Here is a 25097-nt window from a genome sequence, read left to right on the forward strand (position 1 = left end):
TGTTTGGAATTTTTAGTATAAAAGATAAAGGCACCTCTAACAGATTGGCACAAACTTTTTGAATCTAGTGTTCGTTTTTTCTTTTTTAAAAAAGAGTATGGAATTGCTTTTTCATGCCGTGAGATAAAAGCGCAGGTGCCCTGGTGTTCATAGTCGTAGAGTCCTTTTTCCAAATGTGGTATAATGAGAGAATCAAGAAACGAAAGCGTGAAACAAATGTACGATTATCTAATTGTAGGAGCGGGTTTGTCAGGAGCCGTCTTTGCCTATGAAGCGAACAAAAGAGGGAAAAAGGTCAAGGTGATTGACAAGCGTAACCATATCGGAGGCAATATCTATTGTGAAGAGGTTGAGGGAATCAATGTGCACAAGTATGGCGCCCATATTTTCCACACCTCAAACCAGCGGATATGGGAATATGTCAACCAGTTTGCAGACTTTAATCAGTATATCAATTCTCCATTGGCTCATTACAAAGGGAAACTCTATAATCTTCCATTCAATATGAATACTTTTTATGCCATGTGGGGGACTAAAACACCGCAAGAAGTTCGGGAAAAGATTGCCTCTCAGACTGAGCATTTGAAGGATACAGAACCACAAAATCTAGAAGAGCAGGCGATTAAGTTAATTGGTCAGGACATTTATGAAGCTCTGATTAAGGGCTACACTGAAAAACAATGGGGACGTTCGGCGACTGATTTGCCCCCCTTTATTATCAAACGCTTGCCAGTTCGCTTTACCTATGACAACAATTATTTTTCAGATCGTTACCAAGGGATTCCAATTGGTGGCTATAATGTGATCGTTGAAAAAATGCTGGAAGGCATTGACCTTGAATTGGGAGTGGATTTCTTTTTAAATCGTGAAAAATGGGAACAATCAGCCACTAAGGTGGTCTTTACAGGCATGATTGACCAGTATTTTGACTACCAATATGGGGAACTCGAATACCGTGGTTTGCATTTTGAACATGAAGTGCTGGATATAGATAATTACCAAGGAAATGCGGTCGTTAACTATACCGAGCGAGACATTCCTTATACACGCATCATTGAGCACAAGCATTTTGAATTTGGGCAACAAGAAAAGACAGTCATCACAAAGGAATACCCAGTTGATTGGAAACGAGGCGATGAACCCTATTATCCAATTAATGATGCTGCCAATAATGCTCTCTTTGCTCAATATAGAAAAGAGGCGGACAAATTAGCTGATAAGGTCATTTTTTGTGGCCGCTTAGCTGATTACAAGTATTACGATATGCATGTCGTCATTGAACGGGCCTTGGAAGTGATTGAAGCAGAATTCGACTAATAGAGTAAAACGTAAGAGGGTTTCTTACGTTTTTTTGTGGTATTTTTTGAACAAAATGGTTTCAAAATTGAACATTTTTATTTTATTTTTATTTTTCGAAAAAATAAAAATAAACTTGTTTCGAAAGTAAACGCTTTTAATTTTAAACTATATAAACAGATTTCCTTGAAATTGATATAGTGGTTATAAGAAAAACAAGCCTCATTAGAGGAGAAAAAAGGAGAATCCTATGACTTTAGAAATGATTCTTGCCCTAGGCATACTGATTTTGATGATTGTCATGATTATGTCTGACAAGTTTGCTTTTGGTGCACCGCCACTTTTTGCCTGTCTCTTGTTAGTCGCAACAGGGCTAGCTACACCACAAGAAGCCTTTGCTGGATTTATCAATCCGAGTGTTATCATGGTTGCTGGTTTTATGGTTGTTATGGCAGCTTTGATGAAGACTAGTTTTATTGCCAAAGTGCAAGAGACGATGATTAACCTTGTTGAAAAAGGTGGTTATAAGAGTTATGGGCTCTTATTGATTGTCGTAATGTTGGGTGCCAGCCTTGCAGGTATGGGTTCTACTGGCTACTATGTGCTGATTCTATCACTTGTATCCACGATACCTTATAATAAAAAATTACCAACTTCCAAATTGATGATGCCATTAGGGTTTGCGACCAATCACCCGCTAGCTCCAATTAACGTTGCTTTGACTTATGGGTTGACAGTCAGTGTTCTTGAGACAGCTGGTTTTATGGATGGCGTATCCATGGTAAAATTCTCTCTTGTGAACTTAGTGCTATCATTAGGTTTCCTTACATGGAGTTTGGTTGCGTATCGTTTGCTTCCTGATCACCCATTGATGGATGAGGAAGAAGTTGAAGCGATGAAAGAACAAGAGTTGGCTGTTCCGATGATGTCACCATGGAAAGAAAAAGTGACCATCGCCATGTTTATTGTCAGTGTTATCGGTATGATGATGATGAATCAGCTTGGAAACGCAGCCTATGTTGTACCAGGCCTCTGTGCAGCAGTCTTGCTTTTCATTAATGCTCTTGATTTCCGTTCGGTTCGTGACAACATGGGAGCTCCTGTTATCTTGATGATGGCTGGTGTTATTGGTGTTGCGGATGCTCTTAACAACTCTGGTTTTACAAAAATGGTTGGTGACTGGGTTGCCAACGCGGTAGGAACTGATATTAGTCCATTCTTCTTAATTTTACTCTTTGTTTTCTTGACCAGTTCAAGTGCGACCTTTACAGGTTCAAACATGGGATCTGTCTTCATCTTTGCTCCAGTTGCAATAGCAACGAGTTTGAGTTTGGGATGGAATCCTCAAGCAGCAGCAGTTGCAGTTGTGATTTCAGGATGGAATGGTGGTTACATGCCAGTTGATGGAATGCCAGCAATGATTCTAGGTATGGGTAAATACAAGTTACCTCAGTTCTGGGCTTATTCTGTTCCAATGTATCTTGTACGGATTTTAGCTTTGACCATTGGAGCAATGCTCTTGTTCCCACCAGTTTAATGAAATGAAAGTATAGGGAGCTTTGCTCCCTTTTTTAGAAGCGTTAGAAAGAAGGTATGAGATGACAGTCAAACCATTGTGTCCACCAGAGATAAAACCTCGTTATGAGGATGTGCCTTTTGCAGAAGTGTTTCTCGATAATGGAGAACCCTATACCTTAAAAATGGATATTTACCAGAATCCGAATCAAACAGAACCAGGGCCGACAATTGTTTATATTTTTGGAGGTGGTTTTTTATGGGGTGAGTATAAACAGGTAACACAAAAAGCTGTTTATTGCAGGGATCTGGTACGATTGACAAAAGAAGGATATACAATTATTTCGGCAGACTATCGTTTAGCTAGTCAATCGATTTTTCCAGCTTGTATCCATGATGTTAAAGGGTTAATCCGTTTTTTAAAAGCAAATGGTCCTCAATTTTTGATCGATCCTGAACGGATTGGTGTTTTAGGGAATTCAGCAGGCGGCCATCTTGCAGCCATGTTAGCATTGAGTTCGAACTGTGAAGAATTAGAAGGAGAAGTTGGAGGGAACTTAGACCAATCGAGTTCAGTAAAAGTTGCAACTGTTTTTTATGGCGTATCTGATTTATTGGACACGTTAGCAGATAGTGCTCAAAGTCCGTTAAAAACCCAGAAATTAGCTGGAACAGAAATCGAAACGATTGGAAATGAGCAGGCGGCCCTCATCCCAGCTATTATTGTCGGGTATACAGGAGAGGGACGGACCTTAACTGATTTACATCGGGTGCTATTGACAGGAGATTGCCAACACAAAGATTGGTCTTATATTGAATTGCTGAGAAAATGCAGCCCAATATCTTATGCGCAATCATCTTGTCCGCCAATACTATTGTTGCATGGTGGGCAGGATGTGATTGTCAATCCATCACAAAGTCGCAAACTTTATGATGCTTTGGTAGCTTGTGGAGCAGATGCGACCTTGATAAATGTTTCAGGAGCAGGCCATGGCCCGTCATTAGGAGCAGCTGTTGATCAATTTGCTTATCAATTTTTAAAAGACAGATTATAAAAGGTTTTGGCAAGAGCCAAAACCTTTAATCTATTTTGAGATAGCGCCAAAGAGTTGTCCGGCTGATGCCAAGTTGTTTTGCTGTTTTAGTTTGATTCCCATTGTTGGCTTCCAGTACCATTTGGACAAGATCTTGATTGTAGTCAAATAGCGTTTTTTCTTCGATAATTTTTGGAAGAATTGCTGGGTTCTGTTCATATATTACTGCTTGTAAGTGGTTCTCGTGTTTTCTTTCTTCTGCAAGGACTTCGCTAACTTGATGCTCAGCAATGTAGGGTGAGGTTGAAGACAAGACTAACTTTTTAAGAACACGCTCTAATTGATAAAAATGACTTGTCCACTTAAATTCTTGCAATGTTTTGAAAGCTGTTGGTTCAAAGCCGATGACTTGTGTATGGCATTCGATATTTACCTTGTTTAACAGTAAGGTTATAATATTGGATAATTCTGCGTGACGTTCGGTTAGAGAGGCGGAATAGAGGCTAGCACAATTTAGATTGTTCATGATTTCTTGAAAAATTAATTTTTGTGGATCTGACTTGTGCGTAGTGTAAGTAAAAATAACGTTTTGCCGCTGTAGTAAGCTAGAATCATTAATAATATGGATGATTTTTTGTGCATCTTTGAGGGAAAGCTGTTCACAATGCTGAAATAGCAGAGTATTGTCGGTGTCTAACAGAGGACTAGTAGTAGAATTGGTTAAGTATTTCCAGAGTTTATCCCCTAACAGCTTGCAATTGATGGTGACTAAATTTTCAGTATGGTCTCTAAAATGCAGAAATGAAGTATAGGCTAGACTCGTCTTAATCGTTCCTTCTTCTCCAAAGATCATCATGGCGTTGTAGTGTTTTAATAGTTGAGGAAGTAAATTGAGATTCTTCTTTTGGATAAAAGAAGTAAACATCAGTTTTTTTGTGATATGATCCCGGATACTCTCTCGATTATTATAGGACAAACCGGCTTGTTGATGGATGATGGGAGGTGTCACAAGTTTGACTTCACAATGGAAAAATTCAGAGCTTTCTCCTAATTCTTGAATAGCGAGTTGATAGGTTTGCTTTCTAAAGTTGTGGTAGTATTTTGCTGGAGTTTCGATTTGCTCCTTGCGTTTTAAAAATCGTGTAATAGAGTGGGCTAATTCGGTAGTGATATTTGAAAATAGAGGAGTGAGTAGTTTGTCAAAGACAATGACTTCTAAAGACTGTTGTTGCATTGTTGCTTCTAGTAACTGATTTTTCTTTTTCACAATTTGTAAGTGTGAAACTTGAGATACAGCTTGATGATAAGCAGTTTGGATACTTTCCATTCCAGAGGTAATCAGTATGGTATTGATGGATAAGCTGAGAGCTACTTGATTTGTGATGGCATCACACAACATTAAATCATACCCTTCGTCTTTCAACTGAAGCAGAATATCTTTGGGATCTGTTGCGTTTTCAATGGTAAAAATTTTGATAGGGTACTGTAGGACATTGCATATAAGATGGGCATTCTTGGTAATGCTATCATAACCGACAATGGCAATATTCTGGCTATAATTTTGTGCCAGTTTAATACTGCTAAGAATATCGTAAATAGAAATGGAAATATCGATAACAGGAATATCGACAACCTGTTGGATTAAGTGGGCAGTGCCACCCCTAGAGATAATGCCGTCATAACCTTTTGAAGCCATATCGATGGCGAGTTGTTGACCTTCATCTAGATTGGCTGTATAGACATCTAAATGAATGTTGTTAAATTCTTGAGCCACTTCCATCATGGAATTTTGTAGTTCATTATAAGGTGCGATACCTAGTAAGTGAATAGTTTCCATCTCGATCTCCTGTGTTACATTTTTAGTCTATTTTATAAAAATATGATTAAAATAGCAACAAAATACTAAAGATGTTTCAAAATAATACACATTTAATAGCTGGCTACTGGGATATAGGAAATAAAAATTGTACACTAGTCATATATTCAGATGAAGGAGGTTAGGTTGTGATAAAATTAGTTGTTTTGGCCGATGATTTTACAGGAGCCTTAGATACAGGTGTCCAATTTTCAAAATTTGGAGCGAAGACTCATGTAACAACAAACTTAAATGTTAACTCCTCTTTCCTAGATAGTGATTGCGATGTTCTAGTCATTGATACTGAAAGTCGCTACCTTTCCTTTGAGGATTCCCACCATTTACTATTTACCCTTGGTCAACAAGTCAAAGAATTAAAGATTCCCTATCTTTACAAAAAAGTAGATTCGGCTCTAAGAGGAAATATTAGTAGTGAAATCAAAGCCATTCAAGAGGTGTATCAAGAAGAAGGATTAGCCATTATCCCAGCCTTTCCGGCTATCAATCGGACAGTGAAAAATGGTGTTCTCTATATCGAAGATAAGCCTGTTGCTGAAAGTGTATTCGGTCAGGATCCCTATGAACCGGTCCTTGAGAGCAATCTCATGATTCGATTAAAGAACGAGGCGAACCTATCTGTTCAACTTGCAAACCCAGAAAGTCTGTTGGAAGCAGGACAAGCCTATCTGTTTGATGCAAGCACCGATCAAGAATTGAACCTTATTGGAGAAAATCTTCAACATGCCAATCTACTATCTGTTACAGTTGGTTGTGCAGGTTTTGCTAAAGTCTTAGCCAAGTTTTTATTTGGGGAACAAGCTGAAAGTCATCTAAGACTAGAGCACCCGCTGACAGTAATTTGTGGTTCGGTCAATCCGATTACCCAAGAACAGGTCGCTCACGCGAAAGAAATAGGAGTAGCGGTCTTTAACTTAGATGGAAAGCAATTGCTAGAGAAAGATTATTGGCAGAGTTCTGCTGGTCAGAAAGACATCGAACAATTCTTGGAGAGCTTTGCTGAAACGGACTGTACGGTCTTTGAATCCTTTAGTCCAGAGACACTTGCTAGTATTACATCCTACTTAGAGAAGTCTGGTATGGAAAAAGAAGAAGTTCGTTTTCGAATTGGCACTTCTTTTGGCAACTTGTTTCAATCCTTTCTTGAAAAAAATGTTCACCGAACCTTTCTATTCACAGGTGGGGATACCCTATATCAATCTATGCAAGTGATTGGCATAAGCGATTTGTTTCCGGTTGGTGAAGTGAGTCCTGGTGTAGTTTTATCCCATTTTAATTGGGAAGGGAATACTATATATGTTTTAACAAAATCAGGTGGATTTGGCCACCCGTCCTTAATAGAGGATATCATGCACTTAATTAAAAAGGAGAGCCCATGCTAATTGATTATAATTTAAAAATGCCCAAGCAAGTGATTGCTGGTGAGAATGCACTAGAACAACTGGAAACCATTTTAACATCTGGTATCAAAAAAGTTGTTCTATTTACAGATAAAGGTATCTTGGGACTTGGACTAACGGATGTAGTTCAGGACTTGGTCACTGCTAAAGGTCTCGCATTAACTGTCTTATCGGATATTCCTGCTGAGCCAACCTACCATGAAGCCCAAGCCATTGTGGACCAATTCAAGGGCGAAAAAGCAGATTTCATCATTGCTGTTGGTGGAGGCTCCGTGATGGACGTAGCCAAGTTGGCCTCTATTGGTGCAACAGATGCTTATACTGTTAAAGATTTATTAGATGAGCCACTACTTGGTAAAAAACAGGTTCCAACCCTAATGATTCCAACGACAGCGGGAACGGGTGCAGAAGCGACGCCAAATGCCATTGTTGGAGTTCCTGAAAAAGACTTAAAAATCGGGATTGTCAATCCAGAAATGATTGCAGATTATGTTATTTTAGATGGTCGGCTAATAAAAAATTTACCGCTAAAAATTGCTGCAGCAACCGGTGTTGATGCTATGTGCCATGCCATTGAATGTTTCACTTCCAACAAACGCAATCCATTCAGTAATACATTTGCCCTGGAAGCCTTTGATCTGATTTTTAATAATATCATTGAAGCTTGTCAAAATCCTGATGCGATTGAAGCCAAAAATAAGATGTTACTCGGATCGTTTTATGCTGGTGTCGCCATTACCGCTTCAGGTACGACGGGGATCCATGCTTTATCTTATCCGCTTGGAGGGAAGTACCACATTGCTCATGGTGTCTCCAATGCCATTTTGCTGATGCCAGTTATGACCTTCAATGAGCCAGTTATCAAAGACTTATTTGCAGAAGCCTATGATCGTGTTGTCCACGATGGGGATCGCAGTCTATCAGTAGAAGAAAAATCCAAGTATATCTTGACAGAGATGGGACGAATTGTAGAAGTCCTTGAAATTCCAACAAGCTTAAAAGAATTCGATGTCCCAGAAGAAGATTTAGAAGGTTTGGTGGAAGCAGGAATGCAAGTGACCCGTCTTCTTGTGAACAACATGCGTGAAATCACAGCTGCCGATGCACGTAATATTTATCAACAAGTTTTGTAAAAGGAGAAAGAAATGGTCTCAGTAAAAGGAATTATCGCCCCAATTATTACCCCGATGAATGAGGATGAATCCATCAATTTAGATGAATTTCGTAACCAGGTTGACCGATTAATTGAAAGTGGTATCCATGGTATCTTTGTTTTTGGCACAAATGGGGAGAGCTACATCTTATCAGAAGATGAGAAATTAGAAGTAATTAAAGTTGCTGTTGAGCAAACCGCAGGTCGTGTTCCAGTTTATGCCGGAACTGGTTTAAATGGTACAAAAGATACGATTCGTTTTTCCTTAAAAGCAAAGAAATTAGGAGTGGACGCCCTTTCGATTATCACACCAGGTTTTGCGGCGGCTTCACAAGATGAACTCTACACACATTTTAAAACGGTAGCAGAAGCGGTTGACCTACCAATTATCTTGTATAATATTCCAGCTCGTACTGGAAATGCCATTGCCCCAGCTACTGTCGGTAAGTTGAGTCAGATTCCAAATATTGTGGGCGTTAAGGATTCGAGTGGGAACTTTGACAATATCTTGCAATACATTGAGCAAAGTCGAGATGCAGAAGATTTTGTCGTTCTTTCAGGAAACGACTCCTTGATTCTTTGGACCCTGTTAGCAGGTGGTACTGGAGCCATTGCTGCTTGTTCCAATGTTTATCCATACACTTTGTCACAAGTGTATGAAGAATTTGTTGCTGGAAATATGGAGCGTTCACGAGAACATCAAGATTCCATTCGTTCTTTCCGAAATCTATTTAAATATGGTAATCCAAATACCATTGTCAAATATGGAGTAGCTGAACTTGGTCATCCAGTTGGAAAAGCGCGTGCACCGTTCAACCATCTTTCGGATGAAGGTTTGGAAGCATTGCGTCAAGTTTTAGCAGATAACAAAGAAAAAGGGATGAAATAGGAGAAGTACCATGACAAAAAAAATCATAGGCATAACCTTAGGAGATCCCGCTGGGATTGGTCCAGAAATTTCCATTAAGGCCTTGGCTAAAAAAGAACTCTATGATCGTTCGAAACCGCTATTAGTTGGCGATTTATCGGTAGTATCTTACTATTTGGAAAAACACCCTGAACTTGGTTTGGAAGTTCATGTTATCGAAAAACCGAGCGAGGCAAAATTTGAACATGGCACGATTGATTTAATTGATTTAGGCTTGGTTGATATGGCACATTTTGCAATTGGGGAAGTATCTGCAGTCGGAGGAGATGCAGCTTTCCAATATGTAAAAAAAGTCATTGAGTTAGCCCTAGCAAAAGAAATTGATGCGACTGTTACTAATCCACTGAATAAAGAAGCCATGAATTTAGGAGGCCATCACTATGCGGGCCATACAGAAATTTATGCTGATTTGACCGGGACCGAGAAATACACCATGATGTTGGCAGATGGTAACTTGAGAGTTGTTCATGTTTCCACTCACGTTTCGCTTAGAGAAGCCTGTGACCGTGCTACCAAAGACCGTGTATTGGATGTCATTCGGATTGCAGATAAGGCTTGTAAAAATTTGGGGATTGAAAATCCACGCATTGCAGTTGCTGGCTTGAATCCTCATTGTGGAGAGAATGGTCTCTTTGGTACAGAAGAGATTGAACACATCAATCCTGCCGTTGAAGCCGCAAAAGCAGAAGGCATTAACGCCTTTGGCTCTCTTCCAGCAGACACCCTTTTCTCAAAAGCTAATGGAGGCATGTATGATATTGTTGTTGCCATGTACCATGATCAGGGGCATATTCCTTTGAAGCTCTTAGGGTTTGTCTATGATCAAGAAACGACATCATGGAAAGCAGTGCAAGGGGTCAACATTACATTGGGGCTTCCGATTATTCGCACATCAGTTGACCACGGTACAGCCTTTGACCAAGCAGGACACTTCACAGCTAGTGAATTAAGCCTTGAAAATGCTATTGATTACGCCATTCGGCTAGCAGAAAACTCATAATAGGAGAACAGGCTATGATTATTGACCGCATTGAGAATTTACTTGCTTATCAAGAACTTCTTCCTAATCTAGGCCATGCTTTAGAAGCTGTCGAAACTCTCAAGGACAATTGGACGGAGGGAGAACGCTATCCGTTTGAGGGTGGATTTGTCTTCTTTCAAAAGGGCGAAACCAAGCCACTTTCTCAATCACAATTTGAGGCTCATCGACAATATATAGATGTTCAGTTGGTATTAGAAGGCGAGGAATACATGGGCTTAAGTAGCCCAGAGCATGTTGCTATCTCGATTCCTTATGATGAGCATAAAGATGTTGAAAAATATGAAGGCGAGACCCATCATATGATGAAGGTATCAGCAGGCATGGGCTATATTTGCTTTCCGGCAGATATCCACAAGGCCATCTTCCATGTAGATGAGCCCTTAGCCTTCACCAAAGCAGTTATCAAATTAAAAAAATAAAAAAGAGGTATAAAAAATGGTTAAACTTCCAAGTGTACGTGTTTCAGAACCAAATGGTATTGTCTACCGTGATGAGTTTTTGAATATTGATTTCGGACTTATTCCTACCGGTGGGAATGCGACAGCCCATGCTCCTGCCTTGATTGAGACAGAAGATGGTGGGCTCCTATGTGCATGGTTTGCAGGATCCTTTGAAGGATCTGGGGATATCTCAATTGCGGTATCCAAATTAGATCCAGAAACCCAAGTTTGGTCTGAAGCTGTTATTGTTTCAAAAGGAGAAGACCGTTCAGAACAAAACCCAGCCTTCTTCCGTCATCCAGAAGGGCAAATTTGGTTGATTTACACATCACAATTGAGCCGTCAAGAAGGCAAGGACAACATGCAGTTCACATCAATTATCATGGTGCAAAAATCATCCGATGAAGGCCAATCATGGAGTGAACCAGAAGTTCTTTTCCCTGAAGAAGGAACCTTCTCAAGACAAGCCATCCAAATTTTGAGCAATGGTCGTTGGATTTTTGCAACATGGATTTGTGAAGATTCACCAGAAGGATTGACCAATGATCCAACTGAATTCCGAGTATCAGATGATGCAGGTCAAACCTGGAAAGTAGTCCGCATGCCAGATAGTGCTGGACGTGTTCACGCTAACTTAATTGAAGTAGAGCCAGGTCACCTTGTTGCCTTTATGCGTAGTCGCTTTGCAGACAATGTCTATATCAGTGAATCACATGATTTCGGCGATAGCTGGACAGTACCTGAAAAAACGGTTTTAGACAACAACAATGCCAGCATCTCAGCCATCAAATTGCAATCTGGAGAAATTGCCTTGGCTTACAATGATAATGCCAGTCGCAACGCTGAGTTCGGGAAAGTCTCTTGGCCAGGATTACGCAATCCAGTTGCGGTATCTATTACAGAAGACTTTGGCAAAACCTGGCCAATTGGTCGTGTCTTTGAACAGGCGGAAGGCTACATTGGAGCTGAAAATAGAACCAACAACAAGCAATACGAGTATCCAACCTTGTACCAAACAAAAGATGGTTTGCTCCACTTAGTATATGCTTACAGAAACAGATTGTGTGTCAAATATGTTCGTTTCTCACTGGAAGACCTATTTGGCGCCAAACGTGAGAGCGAAGGCCTCTACAATCCAACTTCAGGTGCTGGAGTTGAAAAATAAAGACCAGTTCTATCATTATTGAGAGTATAAAAAAGAGAACGCTAGCTAGGTAGGTGTTCTCTTTTTTGACAAAAAACCGAAAAAAGCCCGAGGCAGTACTCGGACTTCTTCCACATATCAACATACCCCCTGCAGGGCTCGAACCTGCGACCCATAGATTAAGAGTCTACTGCTCTACCAACTGAGCTAAGGAGGCAAAAAAAGAAAATGCTGTATTGGTACCGGTAATTCATGATTTGTATTGATCCCGCGCAAAAATAGCAGGTGGGTAACGCGTTTCAAACTTAGTCGCTTCCGTGTGAGACGGCTTGCATACTGCTTGAAATCTCTTGTTTCCCTAGTAATACAAAAATAGTCGGTCAACACATAGGTATGAATTCGTATACCACAGCAGTTTTTCTATTTCTATGCTTTCATTGTATCACATTTTTAAAAAAATTCAAGAGAAAATCGAAAATTTAGAAAACGCTTACTAAAAAATCCTCTTTTTCTTAGTGTTTTCCAGCTTTTAATTCTTTTATTTTCTCCAAGGTCATCCCTAGTGCCCGCTCGTATTTTCCAGTATCATTTGGGGTAAAATAGCTGGCGCTTTTGAGCTTATCTGGTAGGTATTGTTGGTCGACCCACTTTTCAGGATAGGCGTGTGGGTATTTGTATTCGATGGCATTGCCCAATTCCTTGCTACCAGCATAGTGGCCATCCCGAAGGTGGCGTGGTATGGGAAGGCTACCGGATTTCCGCAAATCAGCCAAGGCCGCATCCATGGCCTGGTAGGCTGAATTGGACTTGGGTGACAGGGCTAAGTCGACCACCACATTGGCAATTAAGATACGGGCTTCAGGAAAGCCAATTCGTTGGGCGGCATCTAAGGCTGTAACGGTATGGATTTGGGCCTCTGGATTGGCCAGGCCAATGTCTTCGTAGGCAATGACGGTCAGCCGTCTAGCCAGACTGGGTAGATCTCCAGCCTCAATTAAGCGGGCAGCATAGTGGAGGCTAGCATCGACATCCGAGCCACGGATGGATTTTTGGAGGGCAGAAAGGACATCGTAATGACCATCTCCGTCCTTGTCCATGGTAATGTAGCTGCGTTGCAGGCTATTTTCAACCGTGTCTAAGCTGATGTGGCGCTTTCCGTCTTGGTTTGGCTTGGTTGACATAACCGCCAAGTCAAGGGAGTTGAAGGCAGAGCGCAAATCCCCATTGGTTGCGGTGGTAATGAAATCAAGCGCCTGGTCTTCGATGGTCACCTCAAAGTCAAAGCCACGTTCGTTATCAGTAAGGGCTGTTTGAATAGCCCGTTTGATCTCTTCATTGGACAAGGGTTCCAGCTCAAAAATTTGCACCCGGCTTCGAATCGCTGGTGTCACGGAGAAAAAGGGATTCTCGGTCGTGGCCCCAATCATGATAATGGAGCCATTTTCCAGCAAGGGCAGGAGAAAGTCTTGTTTGGTCTTGTCCAGCCGGTGAATCTCGTCGAGCATAAGAACTAAGCCACCCGAAAATTTGGCTTCTTCAGCGATTTCTTGTAGTCGCTTTTTGGTATCGGTGGTAGCATTAAAGGTCCGAAAGGCGAACTGGGTTGTTCCTGCGATGGCTGAGGCGATGGAGGTTTTCCCAATCCCGGGCGGTCCGTATAAAATCATGGAGGACAGCATATTGGCTTCCACCATACGACGGATTATTTTTCCTTCACCGACCAGGTGGGTTTGCCCGATAACTTGGTCAATGGTTTTGGGCCGCATTCGTAGGGCAAGATTGTCTGGCATGTTGGGTCCTCCTCAAGGTTTTCAGTGGCTTTATTATACCAAAAAACACAGCAAATGGGCTGTGTTTTGTTAGTTATCATAATAAAAGGTGACGGTTTCATCAGACGACTGCATTTCTTGTAGAGCTTTCTCATTGGAACGAAAGACTGTTAGCGTCTCCTCACTGAAATAGTCTGTGTTCAGGCTGTCTACGAAAACGGAGAGAGAAATGGTAGCCTTGTCCAGTAGCAAGGTATCTTCTTCAATCCGAAAATTGATGTTGGACCAATCTCCTTGCTCAAACTCCTGAAGGAGCAGCTCATGGGCAGCCAAGGCTTCCGGCTCGCTTGTCGCTGGAAGAATACTTGCCAAAGTCTGTTGAAATTGCTTTTTGTCTGCAATGAGATCATGGAGCGTAATTTCTTGACCGGCTTCCGTAGCGTAAAAAGTCTCTGGACGCTTTTCCTTGGCCAAGTAGACCTCTAAGCCTTTTGTTCGGTAGGTTTGACTGACGACCTCGTAGGCGGTGACATTTTTTAAATTGCTAGGTAGGGTTTGTGGGTATACGATGACCCATTCTTGAAAGAGCAGATTCTGCTTCTTGATGCGGGTCTGCTCAACTTCTGTTTTGATGTATTGGCTAATGGCAGTTTTGTCATCTTTTTGAGTGAAGATGTGCACTTGTGTTTCGGTAGGGTTGCTAACAAGGTGTCCAATGGCATCAATGGGTGTATCCTCAATAATAGCCAAATTCTGCACACGAAAGAGTTCGTTAAAGCGTGTTTGCTGCGCCTTTCGGATGCCCCAAATTCCAATGCCTGTAAGGGCCAAACAAAGACCGATTGTTATCAAAAAGACAGAACGTTTTTTCATGATCATCCCTCCTTCCTATCCTTATTTTACCACAACAAAGCAGCTTTAAAAACGCTTGCTAGACTTGTGGTTTGTTTTTTTAGGAAAGTTGAGATGGAAAGCCCTATAAAGTGGTATAATAGAAGTAATGAAAAGGGGATAAAAATGAGTAAATTTGGATTTTTAACGATTTTAGAAGAAGAATTGGACAAGCAGTTGGATTATGATTTTGCCATGGACTGGGACAAGAAAAACCACGCAGTGGAAGTAACCTTTGTCCTAGAAGCCCAAAATACCCAAGGTGTTGAAACCATTGACGATCAGGGACAAGCAACGACAGAAGACATCGTGTTTGAAGACTATGTCCTCTTTTACAATCCTGCCAAATCGCAGTTTGATACGGATGATTACTTGGTGACTATTCCTTATGAGCCGAAAAAGGGCTTGTCGCGCGAGTTTTTGGCTTACTTTGCCCAGTTCTTAAATGATACGGCGACCGATGGCTTGAGTGACCTCATGGATTTCTTGGCGGACGAGACCGCGGTTGATTTTGGCTTGAAATGGGATGCCCAAGCCTTTGAAAAAGGCAGAGCAGAGATCCTTGAGACGGAGTATTACGGATATCCAAGGTATTAGGAGGTTTTATGGAGGTATAGTAAATGTCAGGTAGGCAAGATAGACAAGCAAATTCAGCTATTTTAGGTTATAGCTATCAATTTTTGCACACAATAAAAGACATGTTAAGTGGTGGTGAGGAAGAAAAATTTTTATTAGAAGGTATAGAAGATTTAGATGTTATCAAATCGGACGAAATTGATTTAATTCAGTATAAATATCATGAAGAGAAAAATTTAAGTAATAGCTTGGTGGCAAAGCCGATTACATTGATGTATAATCATTTTTTGCAACATGAAAATAGTTCTTATAAATACCGATTATTTATCAAAGGGAAAAATAATAATTTTGAAATAAATGTAAGTAACTTTCAAAAAATGTTTAAAATAAAAGCTTCTAAAGAGCATCAGATTACAACAAAAAATGATGAAGGTAAGATTGTCCCTGATGAGGATTATCAAGATAGTTGTAAAATTAATTCGTTCATTTCTAAATTTGAACTGCAAGAAGTTCCTGATTTTGAAGCTCTTGAAAAAGAAGTGATTGCATTAATTAGAGATACTTTGAATATTTCAGACAAAGAGAGTGAGTGTCAAGTTTATCCATTTGCTTATAAGTGGGTTAATGAGAAGTCACGACAAAAAGAAAAATCCAATAGGTGGACTACTAAAGTCGAATTTATTAATGAATTATGCTCTACTAAAAAGCAAAATGATTTTTCGTTAATGAAACGCCTGTATGGAGAAAAAATTGTTGTTAAAAAAATAAAAGAAGAATTAAAAAACAAAAATGTTAAGAAAAATTCAGTTGACCATGTTTTTGTTATCAATAATCATGATAGTCATGACACTGCACAGTTGATAACTAATTTAGTTAAAAAGTTTACTTATAGAGAAAATAAAAATGATATAAGAGTTCCACTATTTATTGTGGAGAATATGTCTAATTTGAAGAAAGAAATTGTAACCATCAGTCGAACTGAGAATCTAGCTTTAGTTTTTAATGATGGTTTTGAAGATTATGGTTTTGACCAGTCTGTTTTTAATAGGGAGTACATCGTCACAGGTAATCCAAAAATTTTAAAGACAAATTATAATTTTAAGATAATTTCCAAACAAACCTACCTGGAAAAAAAGATAGAACTAAAAAATCCTGCCTATTTCTTCATTAGAGAGACTATAGAAGTGGAAAATTCTTCTAAAGTATTTTTATTAAATGGATTAGAGAATAACAGTATTTTATCAATTTTTAATAATTAAGAGGTGTAAATATGACTGCGAAAGATGATCAGTTAAGAGTTATAAGTTTTGAACCTAATTTAGTTCAGATAGAAATCGTTGATTTCGATAAGTGGAAACAACAAAATACATCTTCTGAAATAAAATTAGGTTCAATTTTAAAAATTGAAGATGGCGATAATAATAATATTTTATGTCAGGTTAAAAGTTTTAAGATGGTTGAAAAACACCCTGAGAATAGTGCAGTAGAAATTAATTCATATCAAGGTAAGTTCTTACTAAATACTCAACCAATTGGCAGAATACAAGGTGATGTATTTAAAAAAGGTATTCATGACATCAGTATTCCACCTAATGGAATCAGTATTGCAACAGATGAAGAGCTAAAATTAATTTACTCTATGCAGACAGGTGCTGCATTGGATTTTGCAAAACATCGAATAAATGACGATATCAATATTGTTTCTGATGGTGATAAGTTATTCTCTAAACATTTAGCAGTGGTTGGTTCAACAGGGTCTGGGAAATCGTGCACTGTAGCAAAAGTTATACAGGAATTAAAGGTAGAAAATGAAGAAAAGAATAATACTCACCTCCTACTGTTTGACATTCATGGAGAATATAGAAGTGCTTTTCCGAATTCACACTATCTATCTATTGAGGATAATACTCTGACGATTCCATACTGGTTAATGAACTCCGAAGAGTTAGAAGATCTGTTTATTGAGAGCTCTGATTTAAATTCTTATAACCAAGTTTCGCAGTTTAAGTTTGCTGTTACTGAAAATAAGAAGCATCATAATCCTAACCTTGAAAATATTACTTACGATACACCAGTGTACTTTGATATCAACGAAGTACTAAATTATATCAAAAATAAAAATGCCCAGACACACTTTAGTAAAGATGGTGAAGAGTTTTTAGCCATCATAGGTACAGAAGGTGGTCCTAAATCGCTAGAGGAGTTTGATAGTTTATGGTGGGATAGTATTGATTTTGCACCTTCTTCCGGTCAAGTTACAAAAACTGTATTTGGAGCAAAGATTACAAAGGCTGGAGGTTTCAATGGAGAATTTGAGCGCTTTATTTCTAGGATGGAGACAAAGTTAAAAGATAAGAGGCTAAAATTTCTTTTACATGCAAAAATGGAAAAAGAAAAAACATCAAAGCAACTTTTCATAGAACATCTTCAAAATATTATTGGCTATACTCCTGAAAACGAAAGTAATATCACTATTATTGATTTAAGCTCCATTCCGTTTGAAATTGTATCAATTGTAGTATCAATTGTTTCACGTATGCTATTTGACTTTTCATATGCAAAAACTAAGAAATCTGGTGATAATGATACTCCTTTTATGGTAGTGTATGAAGAGGCTCATAAATACATACCTAGAAATAACGAAACTAGATATAGAAATACAAGATTAGCGGTAGAACGTATCGCAAAAGAGGGGCGAAAATATGGTTTGTCTGCAATGATTGTTAGCCAAAGACCGTCAGAATTATCTAGTACTGTCTTTTCACAATGCACAAATTTTATTATTATGAGACTAACAAATCCAGATGATCAATCTTATGTCAAACGACTTCTTCCCGAAGCTTCTATGAATTTTGGAGATGAATTGTCGTCATTAGAACAGAGAGAAGCCCTGCTGGTTGGTGATGCCTTTACAACACCAACTATTTGTAAAATAAAAGATGCTGCCCCAACACCTAAATCAGATGATGTGAAATTCTTTACTTTATGGAAAGAAGAATGGAAAGATATAACCTTTGATGAATTACTTTAAGACAGAATTGGAAACGAGACTCATATGAACAACTGGCAAGAATTAACCATCACCATCAACCGTGAGGCAGAGGAGATGGTGAGCAACTTATTGATTGAGACGGGAAGTCAGGGTGTGGCCATTAGCGACACGGCAGACTACCTCGACAAGGAAGATTTGTTCGGAGAGATTGTACCGGAAGTGGCACAGTCCGACCGAATTGCGGTGACCGCCTACTATCCTTATACAGTGGATTTAGATGCTGTCAAAGCAGAGCTGGAGACAGGTCTTGCAGCGTTAGCGGATTTTGGGGTGGATGCTGGAGACATTCAGATTTCTAGCCAAGAATTAGCCGAGGAAGACTGGGCAGACAACTGGAAGAAATACTACGAGCCTGCTCGCATTACCCACGATTTGACCATTGTGCCAAGCTGGACAGACTATGAAGCGGGAGCGGGTGAAAACATCATCAAGCTAGACCCAGGCATGGCCTTTGGGACAGGGACCCACCCGACCACCAAGATGAGCCTTTTTGCCCTGTCACAAGTCCTTCGCGGTGGGGAGACCGTGATTGATGTGGGGACTGGTTCGGGTGTCCTTTCTATTGCTAGTTCACTCCTAGGGGCAAAAGAGATTTATGCTTATGACTTGGATGATGTGGCGGTGCGTGTGGCTCAAGAAAATATCGAGCTCAATCCCAATATGGACAATGTCCATGTGGCAGCAGGCGACCTTCTAAAAGGTGTGGACCATGAGGCGGATGTCATCGTGGCTAATATTTTGGCAGACATTCTCATTCACCTGACAGAAGATGCCTACCGTTTGGTCAAGGACGAAGGTTACCTGATTATGTCTGGTATCATCTCTGAAAAATGGGACATGGTCCGAGATTCAGCTGAAAGCGCAGGCTTTTTCCTTGAAACCCATATGGTGCAAGGTGAGTGGAATTGCTGCGTCTTTAAGAAGACGGATGATCGTTCTGGTGTGATTGGAGGCTAGATGCAACAGGATTTTGTAAGTAATTCATTTAAATGATACTTTTACTAATAAAAGATGACTTTAAGGAACATTGAGAGGGAAAAATGGTAGTAGAACAACAAATGAAGTATGCCGTTGCATTTTGTGTAGATTTTCAATATGCTGATAAGGTTTTAACCACAATGAAGTCTATTTGTGCCCATAATCGCAACATTCGCTTTTATATTTTGAATAATGATTATCCCCAAGGTTGGTTTTTATCCGTTCGTCGGAAACTTGCTGCACTTGATTGTGAGATTGTTGATGCAAAAGTTACACCAATCGAATGGGAGGGGCATACGCACGGACATATTTCAAATGCAGCCTATTCTAAATTTTTAGTCTCAGATGTTGTAGAAGAGGATGTTGTCCTTTATTTAGACAGTGATATTATTGTCACAGGGGATATCACGCATTTGTTTTCGATTGATTTTCAAGGAAATAAAATCGCTGCAGTCAATGACTGTGATGAGCAGACAGATTTGTGGTTTTTTGGGATTGAGGATACCTTCAATTCGGGTGTTATCTTGTTTAATAATCGCCTTTGCCGACAAGAAAATATCTCCCAACAATTGATGGATACTTTCCATGAAGTCAAAGAGAAGATTAGTCTTGGGGACCAAAGTGTCTTAAATATTGTATTCAAAGATAGTTGGTTGAATTTAGGTGTGAATTATAATTGTTTATTAGTCGCAAATTTAAATAATACTTGGGAAAGAAGGGGGCATAATTTTGGTAAGATTACTGAATTGCCAACTATTTTACATTACTGTTCTGTGGACAAGCCGTGGTCTAGTTATTGCTGGATGCAACAAAAAGAATTGTGGTGGTATTACTATGATTTAGAATGGCATGAGATTGCGATGGGAACAAGACCCCTATCTGTCCGTCCTAAAAAGAAATACTTGACCTTAACCAATAGTGGAGATATCGAACAACTAGAAACACTGGCTAAATCTTTGCCAGAGCATGAATTCCATATTGCAGCTCATACTAAATTTTCTCCGAATGTTGTTGCTCTGACAAAGTATCCAAACATAAAGATACATCCAGTTGTTTTAGATTTTATCTTAGAAGATTTAATGAAAGAGTGTGACGCTTATTTAGATATTTGCTATGGTTCAGAGGTTGGAGGCATTATTTCCAAAATTCATGCCCTTGAAAAGCCAATTGTGGCATTTGACTTCCTAAGCAAAGATGCTTCTGGGGGAAGTACCCTATTTGCTAGAGAAAATGTTGCAGATATGATTGACTGGCTTAAAAATAATTGCTAATATCGCTATTGTTACGATAAGCAAAACAATCCACCATAAAAATTTTGGCAGAGAAAAGATGGAAACGAAAGAGGAGGCTCGATGCAACAGTATTTTGTAAAAGGAAAAGCAGAAAATCCAGTGACCATCACTGATAAGGAAACAGCGAAGCACATGTTTTCGGTCATGCGCTTGGCAACAGGTGATGAGGTGGTCTTGGTTTTTGATGATGGGGTGAAACGCCTGGCACGCGTCCTCTCCAGCCAAGACCAGCAGTTTGAACTGGTGGAAGAGTTAGCAGAAACTGTAGAGATGCCTGTTGAGGTGACCATCGCTTCAGGTTTTCCAAAAGGCGACAAGCTAGAGCTCATTAGTCAAAAAGCGACCGAACTGGGCGCGTCGGCTATCTGGGCCTATCCTGCTGACTGGTCTGTGGTCAAGTGGGACGGCAAGAAGTTGGCCAAGAAAGAGGACAAGCTGGCCAAGATTGTCTTAGGCGCTGCAGAGCAGTCCAAACGTAACCGTGTGCCAGAAGTCAAACTCTTTGACAGCAAGAAAGACTTACTAGATCGCCTTGCTGATTTTGACAAAATTTTTATCGCCTATGAGGAAACCGCTAAGGCAGGAGAACTCTCTGCGCTGGCTCAGGAATTAGCCTTGGTCACACCGGGCCAAAAACTCCTCTTTGTCTTTGGCCCAGAAGGTGGAATTTCACCGCAGGAAATCGATGCCTTTGAGGCTTCTGGTGGCATCAAAGTGGGCCTTGGCCCTCGGATAATGCGAACAGAAACGGCTCCGCTTTATGCCCTGTCGGCAGTGAGTTATGCTTTGGAGATGAATTAAAAAACCTTGCACCGCAAGGTTTTTTCTAGTGTTTCCATTTGTCGCTGAAGCGGACTTTGATTTCTTGATAGGTCTCTTATTGGCCAGTAATGAAGTTACTATTGCCGAGAGGGATGCCATTTTAAGATTGACTTTGCAGAGCATGCGTTGGAAAGGACTGAGTTTGCTCAGATAGGGTTGATTGTCAAAAAGGATCATGGACAAATATTCTTGATCGGTCATCGTTTTGAGGTCGACATTTTGGATATGATTCCAAGGATTTTGTACTGGATTTCCTTTTTTACTTACTAAAAGTTTATTTTCTCTTCTTATAGCACAATCAGGCGGTTTTCCGCCTTTTTCTTTCGGGTAAAAAGTGTTAAAATGATACTAATCACGAAAGAAGGATTCTGTAAATATGAAAGAAATAAACATGACAGGAGAAGAAGTCGTTGCTCTCTCCCGTCAATATATGCCCAAGGAGGATGGAGACTTTGTTCAAAAGGCACTGGACTACGCGGTCGATGCCCACAAAGAACAGTACCGTAAGTCTGGCGAGCCCTATATCATTCATCCGATTCAAGTAGCGGGTATTTTAGCGACCCTAAAACTAGATGCCGTCACAGTTGCCTGTGGTTTTTTGCACGATGTGGTGGAAGATACAGAAGTCACTCTAGACGATATGGAAGCCGCTTTTGGTCCTGAAGTACGGATGATTGTCGATGGGGTAACTAAGCTTGGTAAAGTGGAATACAAGTCGCACGAAGAACAACTAGCGGAGAACCACCGGAAAATGTTGATTGCCATGTCCAAGGACATGCGGGTCATCTTGGTGAAATTAGCCGACCGCCTGCACAACATGCGGACCCTCAAACACCTCCGCAAGGACAAGCAGGAGCGGATTTCCCGAGAAACCATGGAGATTTATGCTCCACTTGCTCACCGTTTGGGGATTTCTTCTATTAAGTGGGAGCTGGAAGACATGTCCTTCCGCTATCTCAATGAAGTTGAATTTTACAAAATCACCCACATGATGTCTGAAAAACGTCAGGAGCGGGAGCAACTGGTGGCTGAAGTCGTTGATAAAATAAAGGAATACGCAGGAGAGCGCCATCTTGAAGGAAAAGTCAATGGTCGTCCCAAGCACATCTATTCCATTTATCGGAAGATGCATGATAAGAAAAAACGCTTTGACCAACTCTACGACTTGATTGCCATTCGTTGCATTATGGAAACGGCTAGTGATGTCTACGCCATGCTGGGCTATATCCATGAATTGTGGCGTCCCATGCCAGGCCGGTTCAAGGACTATATTGCCAATCCCAAAGCCAATGGTTACCAGTCCATTCATACGACTGTGTATGGACCAAAAGGCCCGATTGAATTCCAGATTCGGACCCGGGAAATGCACCAGGTTGCTGAATACGGGGTTGCGGCCCACTGGGCCTATAAGCGTGGCGGCAATGCGACTGCTAAACAAAGCGAGCTACGTTGGATCAACAATTTGATTGAATTGCAGGCCGATTCTGGGGACGCCAAATCCTTTGTGGATTCGGTTAAGGAAGATATTTTCACAGAACGCATTTATGTCTTTACACCAGACGGCTCTGTCCGTGAATTGCCCAAGGATTCTGTTCCGATTGACTTTGCCTATGAGATTCACACAAAGGTTGGAGAAAAAGCTACAGGCGCCAAGGTCAATGGCCGCATGGTGCCGTTGACAACCAAGCTAAAAACGGGTGACCAGGTAGAAATCGTGACCAACACCAATTCCTTTGGACCGAGCCGGGACTGGATTAACTTGGTGAAGACCCACAAGGCCCGCAATAAAATCAAGCAATTCTTTAAAAACCAAGACAAGGAACTCTCGATTTCCAAAGGACGCGAATTGGTTCAAGCCCTCTTGCAGGAAAATGGTTATGTGGCCAATCAATATTTTGACCGCAAGCACATGGACGAAGTTTTGCAAAAAACTAGCTACAAAACAGACGATGCTCTTTTTGCGGCAGTTGGTTTTGGTGAAGTTTCCGCTACTTCGATTTTCAATCGCTTGACGGAAAAAGAACGCCGGGAAGCCGAACGGGCTAAGGCAAAAGCGGTTGCGGATGAGTTAGTTAACGGTGGTGAAGTTAAACAAGATAACAAAGATAGCTTGAAAATCCGTCACGAAGGTGGCGTGGTAATTGAAGGGGCATCTGGTCTTCTTATCCGAATCGCCAAGTGTTGTAACCCAGTTCCGGGTGATACCATTGCAGGCTACATTACCAAGGGACGTGGAGTGGCTGTCCATCGGGTGGACTGCATGAACCTCAAGAGCCAAGACAATTACGAAGCGCGGTTGATTGATGTGGATTGGGAAGCTGAAAATAGCTCCAAGGAATATATGGCCAATATTGATATTTATGGCCTCAATCGCTCTGGTCTTTTGAACGATGTTTTGAAAGTTTTGACCAATTCCAGCAAGAACATTTCAACTGTTAATGCCCAACCGACCAAAGACATGAAGTTTGCGACCATCCACGTTTCCTTCGGAATCGAAAACCTCGCCAGCCTCACAACAGTAGTAGATAAAATCAAATCTGTACCAGAGGTCTATTCCGTTAAACGAACGAATGGTTAAAAAGGTCCGGGGGACCTTTTTAATCGGGAAATGGGGAAAGGAGTTTCTTTCCTCAACAAGGTCCGGGTGACCTTTTTAATCGGGAAATAAGGAAAGGTGCTCTGTTCTCCAATAAGGTTCAGTGGTTTTTTAGACAGGAAATGAGGAAAATGTGAAAGTAATTATTCAACGGGTGTCCGAAGCCTATGTTCGTATTGATGAGAATACCGTCGGAGCGATTCAAAAAGGCCTTCTCCTCTTAGTAGGAGTGGGCCCCGATGATACGGTAGAAGATGTAGACTATGCGGTCCGAAAGATCAGCCAGATGCGGATTTTTTCAGATGAAGCAGGCAAGATGAACTTGTCTGTTCAGGATATCGGGGGACAGATCTTGTCCATTTCCCAGTTTACGCTCTTTGCAGAAACTAAAAAAGGGAATCGGCCAGCCTTTACGGGTGCAGCCAAACCAGATTTGGCTCGCCATCTCTACGAAGTATTTAATGAGAAATTATCTATCTTTGTCCCTGTTGAGACAGGAGAATTTGGGGCAGATATGCAGGTCTCTTTGGTCAATGATGGTCCAGTTACAATCATACTTGACACAAAACAAAAATAGATGAATCGTTCTGGTTCAAAAAACCAGAGCTTAGACCTCTGGTTTTTCTACGTATAGTTGTTTAGCGATGGAGAGTGGAACAGCCAATTCTTTGCCATCTAAGGAAATAGTAATTGTTTGGGCAAAATGATCGATTTGGTTTACTTGGAAAGTGTCGGATATAGCAAGACCGTGTGTTTCTAAGTAGTGTAACAATTGAAAATGATCATGAACTCTTACCAATTGATAAGTGTCAGATTCTGTAATGGTATCAAGGGATGTTTGGTACTGTTCGACCAATGGTTGCCCTTGTGCAGGAATGGTTCCCCCATGAGGACAAATGGCTGGAAAATCTAGAAATTTCTCTAAACGATTGATAAAATTATCTGAGACCGTGTGTTCTAAGACCTCAGCTTCTTCATGGATTTCTTTGGCAGAATAACCCAAATGGTTGATTAAAAAAACTTCGATGAGACGGTGTTTGCGGTACAAGTCGGCCACCATATCTAACCCCGTTTGGCTCAGGGTGTATCCGAGTTTGCTATCTTTTGAAATCAATTGTTCAGCGATTAGCTTTTTCATCATTTCAGAGACTGCAGGTGCTGAAAACTGCATTTTCTCAGCAATCATCTTATTCGAAATTTTTTCTTCTTTAAGTCCCAATTCATGGATACACTTCAAATAGTCTTCTTTATTAGGAGTCATAGTCTTCTCACTTTCTACTGTTTTTATTATATCAA

21 protein-coding genes, 1 tRNA gene and 1 other RNA gene are annotated in these 25097 nt (G+C 40.5%); 17 read left to right on the forward strand and 6 right to left on the reverse strand.

Going from position 1 to position 25097, the window contains the following annotated elements:
• Window positions 1–216 precede the first annotated feature (216 nt).
• The 3 genes from glf (at window position 217) to ACVR1I_RS00085 (ending at window position 3866) form a co-directional block, all read left to right on the forward strand.
• The gene (glf, locus tag ACVR1I_RS00075; protein ID WP_447442021.1) at window positions 217–1317 is read left to right on the forward strand and encodes a UDP-galactopyranose mutase; all 1101 of its coding nucleotides are present in this window, start codon (window positions 217–219) and stop codon (window positions 1315–1317) included.
• A 229-nt stretch (window positions 1318–1546) separates the two neighbouring features.
• Complete coding sequence (locus tag ACVR1I_RS00080; RefSeq protein ID WP_447442022.1) at window positions 1547–2833, forward strand: SLC13 family permease; 1287 nt, start codon at window positions 1547–1549, stop codon at window positions 2831–2833.
• 61 nt (window positions 2834–2894) lie between these two features.
• Window positions 2895–3866 carry an alpha/beta hydrolase fold domain-containing protein gene (locus tag ACVR1I_RS00085; protein ID WP_447442023.1) on the forward strand — a complete coding sequence of 324 codons (972 nt, stop codon included), beginning with the start codon at window positions 2895–2897 and terminating at the stop codon, window positions 3864–3866.
• A 25-nt stretch (window positions 3867–3891) separates the two neighbouring features.
• Here ACVR1I_RS00085 and ACVR1I_RS00090 read toward each other — a convergent pair whose 3' ends face one another.
• The gene (locus ACVR1I_RS00090; RefSeq protein WP_447442024.1) at window positions 3892–5682 is read right to left on the reverse strand and encodes a PrpR N-terminal domain-containing protein; all 1791 of its coding nucleotides are present in this window, start codon (window positions 5680–5682) and stop codon (window positions 3892–3894) included.
• 167 nt (window positions 5683–5849) lie between these two features.
• Here ACVR1I_RS00090 and ACVR1I_RS00095 point away from each other — a divergent pair, with 167 nt between their 5' ends.
• The 6 genes from ACVR1I_RS00095 to ACVR1I_RS00120 are packed head-to-tail and all read left to right on the forward strand — an operon-like array spanning window position 5850 to window position 11846.
• Window positions 5850–7100, forward strand: a complete 1251-nt coding sequence (locus tag ACVR1I_RS00095) for a four-carbon acid sugar kinase family protein (RefSeq protein ID WP_447442025.1) — start codon at window positions 5850–5852, stop codon at window positions 7098–7100.
• On the forward strand, window positions 7094–8251 hold the full coding sequence (locus tag ACVR1I_RS00100) for an iron-containing alcohol dehydrogenase (protein ID WP_447442026.1): 1158 nt from the start codon (window positions 7094–7096) through the stop codon (window positions 8249–8251). Before ACVR1I_RS00095 ends, ACVR1I_RS00100 begins: the two co-directional genes overlap by 7 nt.
• Before the next feature lie 12 nt (window positions 8252–8263).
• Window positions 8264–9160: a 4-hydroxy-tetrahydrodipicolinate synthase gene (gene dapA / locus ACVR1I_RS00105; protein ID WP_447442027.1), complete on the forward strand. Its 897-nt coding sequence runs from the start codon at window positions 8264–8266 to the stop codon at window positions 9158–9160.
• Window positions 9161–9170: 10 nt separating this feature from the next.
• A complete protein-coding gene (gene pdxA / locus ACVR1I_RS00110) occupies window positions 9171–10199 on the forward strand; it encodes a 4-hydroxythreonine-4-phosphate dehydrogenase PdxA (protein ID WP_447442028.1) in 1029 nt (342 codons plus the stop codon).
• Between the two features lie 14 nt (window positions 10200–10213).
• Window positions 10214–10660, forward strand: a complete 447-nt coding sequence (locus ACVR1I_RS00115; RefSeq protein ID WP_447442029.1) for a NanQ anomerase/TabA/YiaL family protein — start codon at window positions 10214–10216, stop codon at window positions 10658–10660.
• Window positions 10661–10676: 16 nt separating this feature from the next.
• A complete protein-coding gene (locus ACVR1I_RS00120; protein ID WP_447442030.1) occupies window positions 10677–11846 on the forward strand; it encodes a sialidase family protein in 1170 nt (389 codons plus the stop codon).
• Window positions 11847–11969: 123 nt separating this feature from the next.
• Here the strand turns inward: ACVR1I_RS00120 and ACVR1I_RS00125 are convergent.
• The 4 genes from ACVR1I_RS00125 to ACVR1I_RS00140 all read right to left on the reverse strand — a co-directional run bounded on the left by ACVR1I_RS00125 (window position 11970) and on the right by ACVR1I_RS00140 (window position 14467).
• A tRNA-Lys gene (locus tag ACVR1I_RS00125) sits at window positions 11970–12042 on the reverse strand.
• 7 nt (window positions 12043–12049) lie between these two features.
• A non-coding RNA gene (gene ssrS, locus ACVR1I_RS00130) (6S RNA) lies at window positions 12050–12243 on the reverse strand.
• A 94-nt stretch (window positions 12244–12337) separates the two neighbouring features.
• On the reverse strand, window positions 12338–13615 hold the full coding sequence (locus ACVR1I_RS00135) for a replication-associated recombination protein A (RefSeq protein WP_447442031.1): 1278 nt from the start codon (window positions 13613–13615) through the stop codon (window positions 12338–12340).
• A gap of 69 nt (window positions 13616–13684) precedes the next feature.
• Window positions 13685–14467 carry a polysaccharide deacetylase family protein gene (locus ACVR1I_RS00140; RefSeq protein WP_447442032.1) on the reverse strand — a complete coding sequence of 261 codons (783 nt, stop codon included), beginning with the start codon at window positions 14465–14467 and terminating at the stop codon, window positions 13685–13687.
• Between the two features lie 144 nt (window positions 14468–14611).
• Between ACVR1I_RS00140 and ACVR1I_RS00145 the strand changes: the two genes are divergently transcribed.
• The 8 genes from ACVR1I_RS00145 (at window position 14612) to dtd (ending at window position 24378) form a co-directional block, all read left to right on the forward strand.
• The gene (locus tag ACVR1I_RS00145; RefSeq protein WP_447442033.1) at window positions 14612–15082 is read left to right on the forward strand and encodes a DUF3013 family protein; all 471 of its coding nucleotides are present in this window, start codon (window positions 14612–14614) and stop codon (window positions 15080–15082) included.
• Window positions 15083–15105: 23 nt separating this feature from the next.
• The gene (locus ACVR1I_RS00150) at window positions 15106–16320 is read left to right on the forward strand and encodes a hypothetical protein (protein ID WP_447442034.1); all 1215 of its coding nucleotides are present in this window, start codon (window positions 15106–15108) and stop codon (window positions 16318–16320) included.
• Between the two features lie 11 nt (window positions 16321–16331).
• The gene (locus ACVR1I_RS00155; RefSeq protein WP_447442035.1) at window positions 16332–18092 is read left to right on the forward strand and encodes an ATP-binding protein; all 1761 of its coding nucleotides are present in this window, start codon (window positions 16332–16334) and stop codon (window positions 18090–18092) included.
• Between the two features lie 24 nt (window positions 18093–18116).
• Entirely contained in the window at window positions 18117–19070 is a 954-nt protein-coding gene (prmA, locus tag ACVR1I_RS00160) for a 50S ribosomal protein L11 methyltransferase (protein WP_447442036.1), read from the forward strand.
• An 83-nt stretch (window positions 19071–19153) separates the two neighbouring features.
• Window positions 19154–20362, forward strand: coding sequence for a glycosyltransferase family 8 protein (locus tag ACVR1I_RS00165; RefSeq protein WP_447442037.1), 1209 nt, complete (start codon window positions 19154–19156; stop codon window positions 20360–20362).
• An 81-nt stretch (window positions 20363–20443) separates the two neighbouring features.
• Window positions 20444–21184, forward strand: a complete 741-nt coding sequence (locus ACVR1I_RS00170; protein WP_447442038.1) for a 16S rRNA (uracil(1498)-N(3))-methyltransferase — start codon at window positions 20444–20446, stop codon at window positions 21182–21184.
• A 397-nt stretch (window positions 21185–21581) separates the two neighbouring features.
• On the forward strand, window positions 21582–23783 hold the full coding sequence (locus tag ACVR1I_RS00175) for a RelA/SpoT family protein (protein WP_447442039.1): 2202 nt from the start codon (window positions 21582–21584) through the stop codon (window positions 23781–23783).
• Between the two features lie 151 nt (window positions 23784–23934).
• Entirely contained in the window at window positions 23935–24378 is a 444-nt protein-coding gene (gene dtd / locus ACVR1I_RS00180; protein ID WP_447442040.1) for a D-aminoacyl-tRNA deacylase, read from the forward strand.
• Between the two features lie 30 nt (window positions 24379–24408).
• Here the strand turns inward: dtd and ACVR1I_RS00185 are convergent, their stop codons facing one another.
• Entirely contained in the window at window positions 24409–25062 is a 654-nt protein-coding gene (locus ACVR1I_RS00185) for a metal-dependent transcriptional regulator (protein ID WP_447442041.1), read from the reverse strand.
• Window positions 25063–25097: the final 35 nt, after the last annotated feature.

It is taken from the genome of Streptococcus cameli (genome assembly GCF_053207365.1).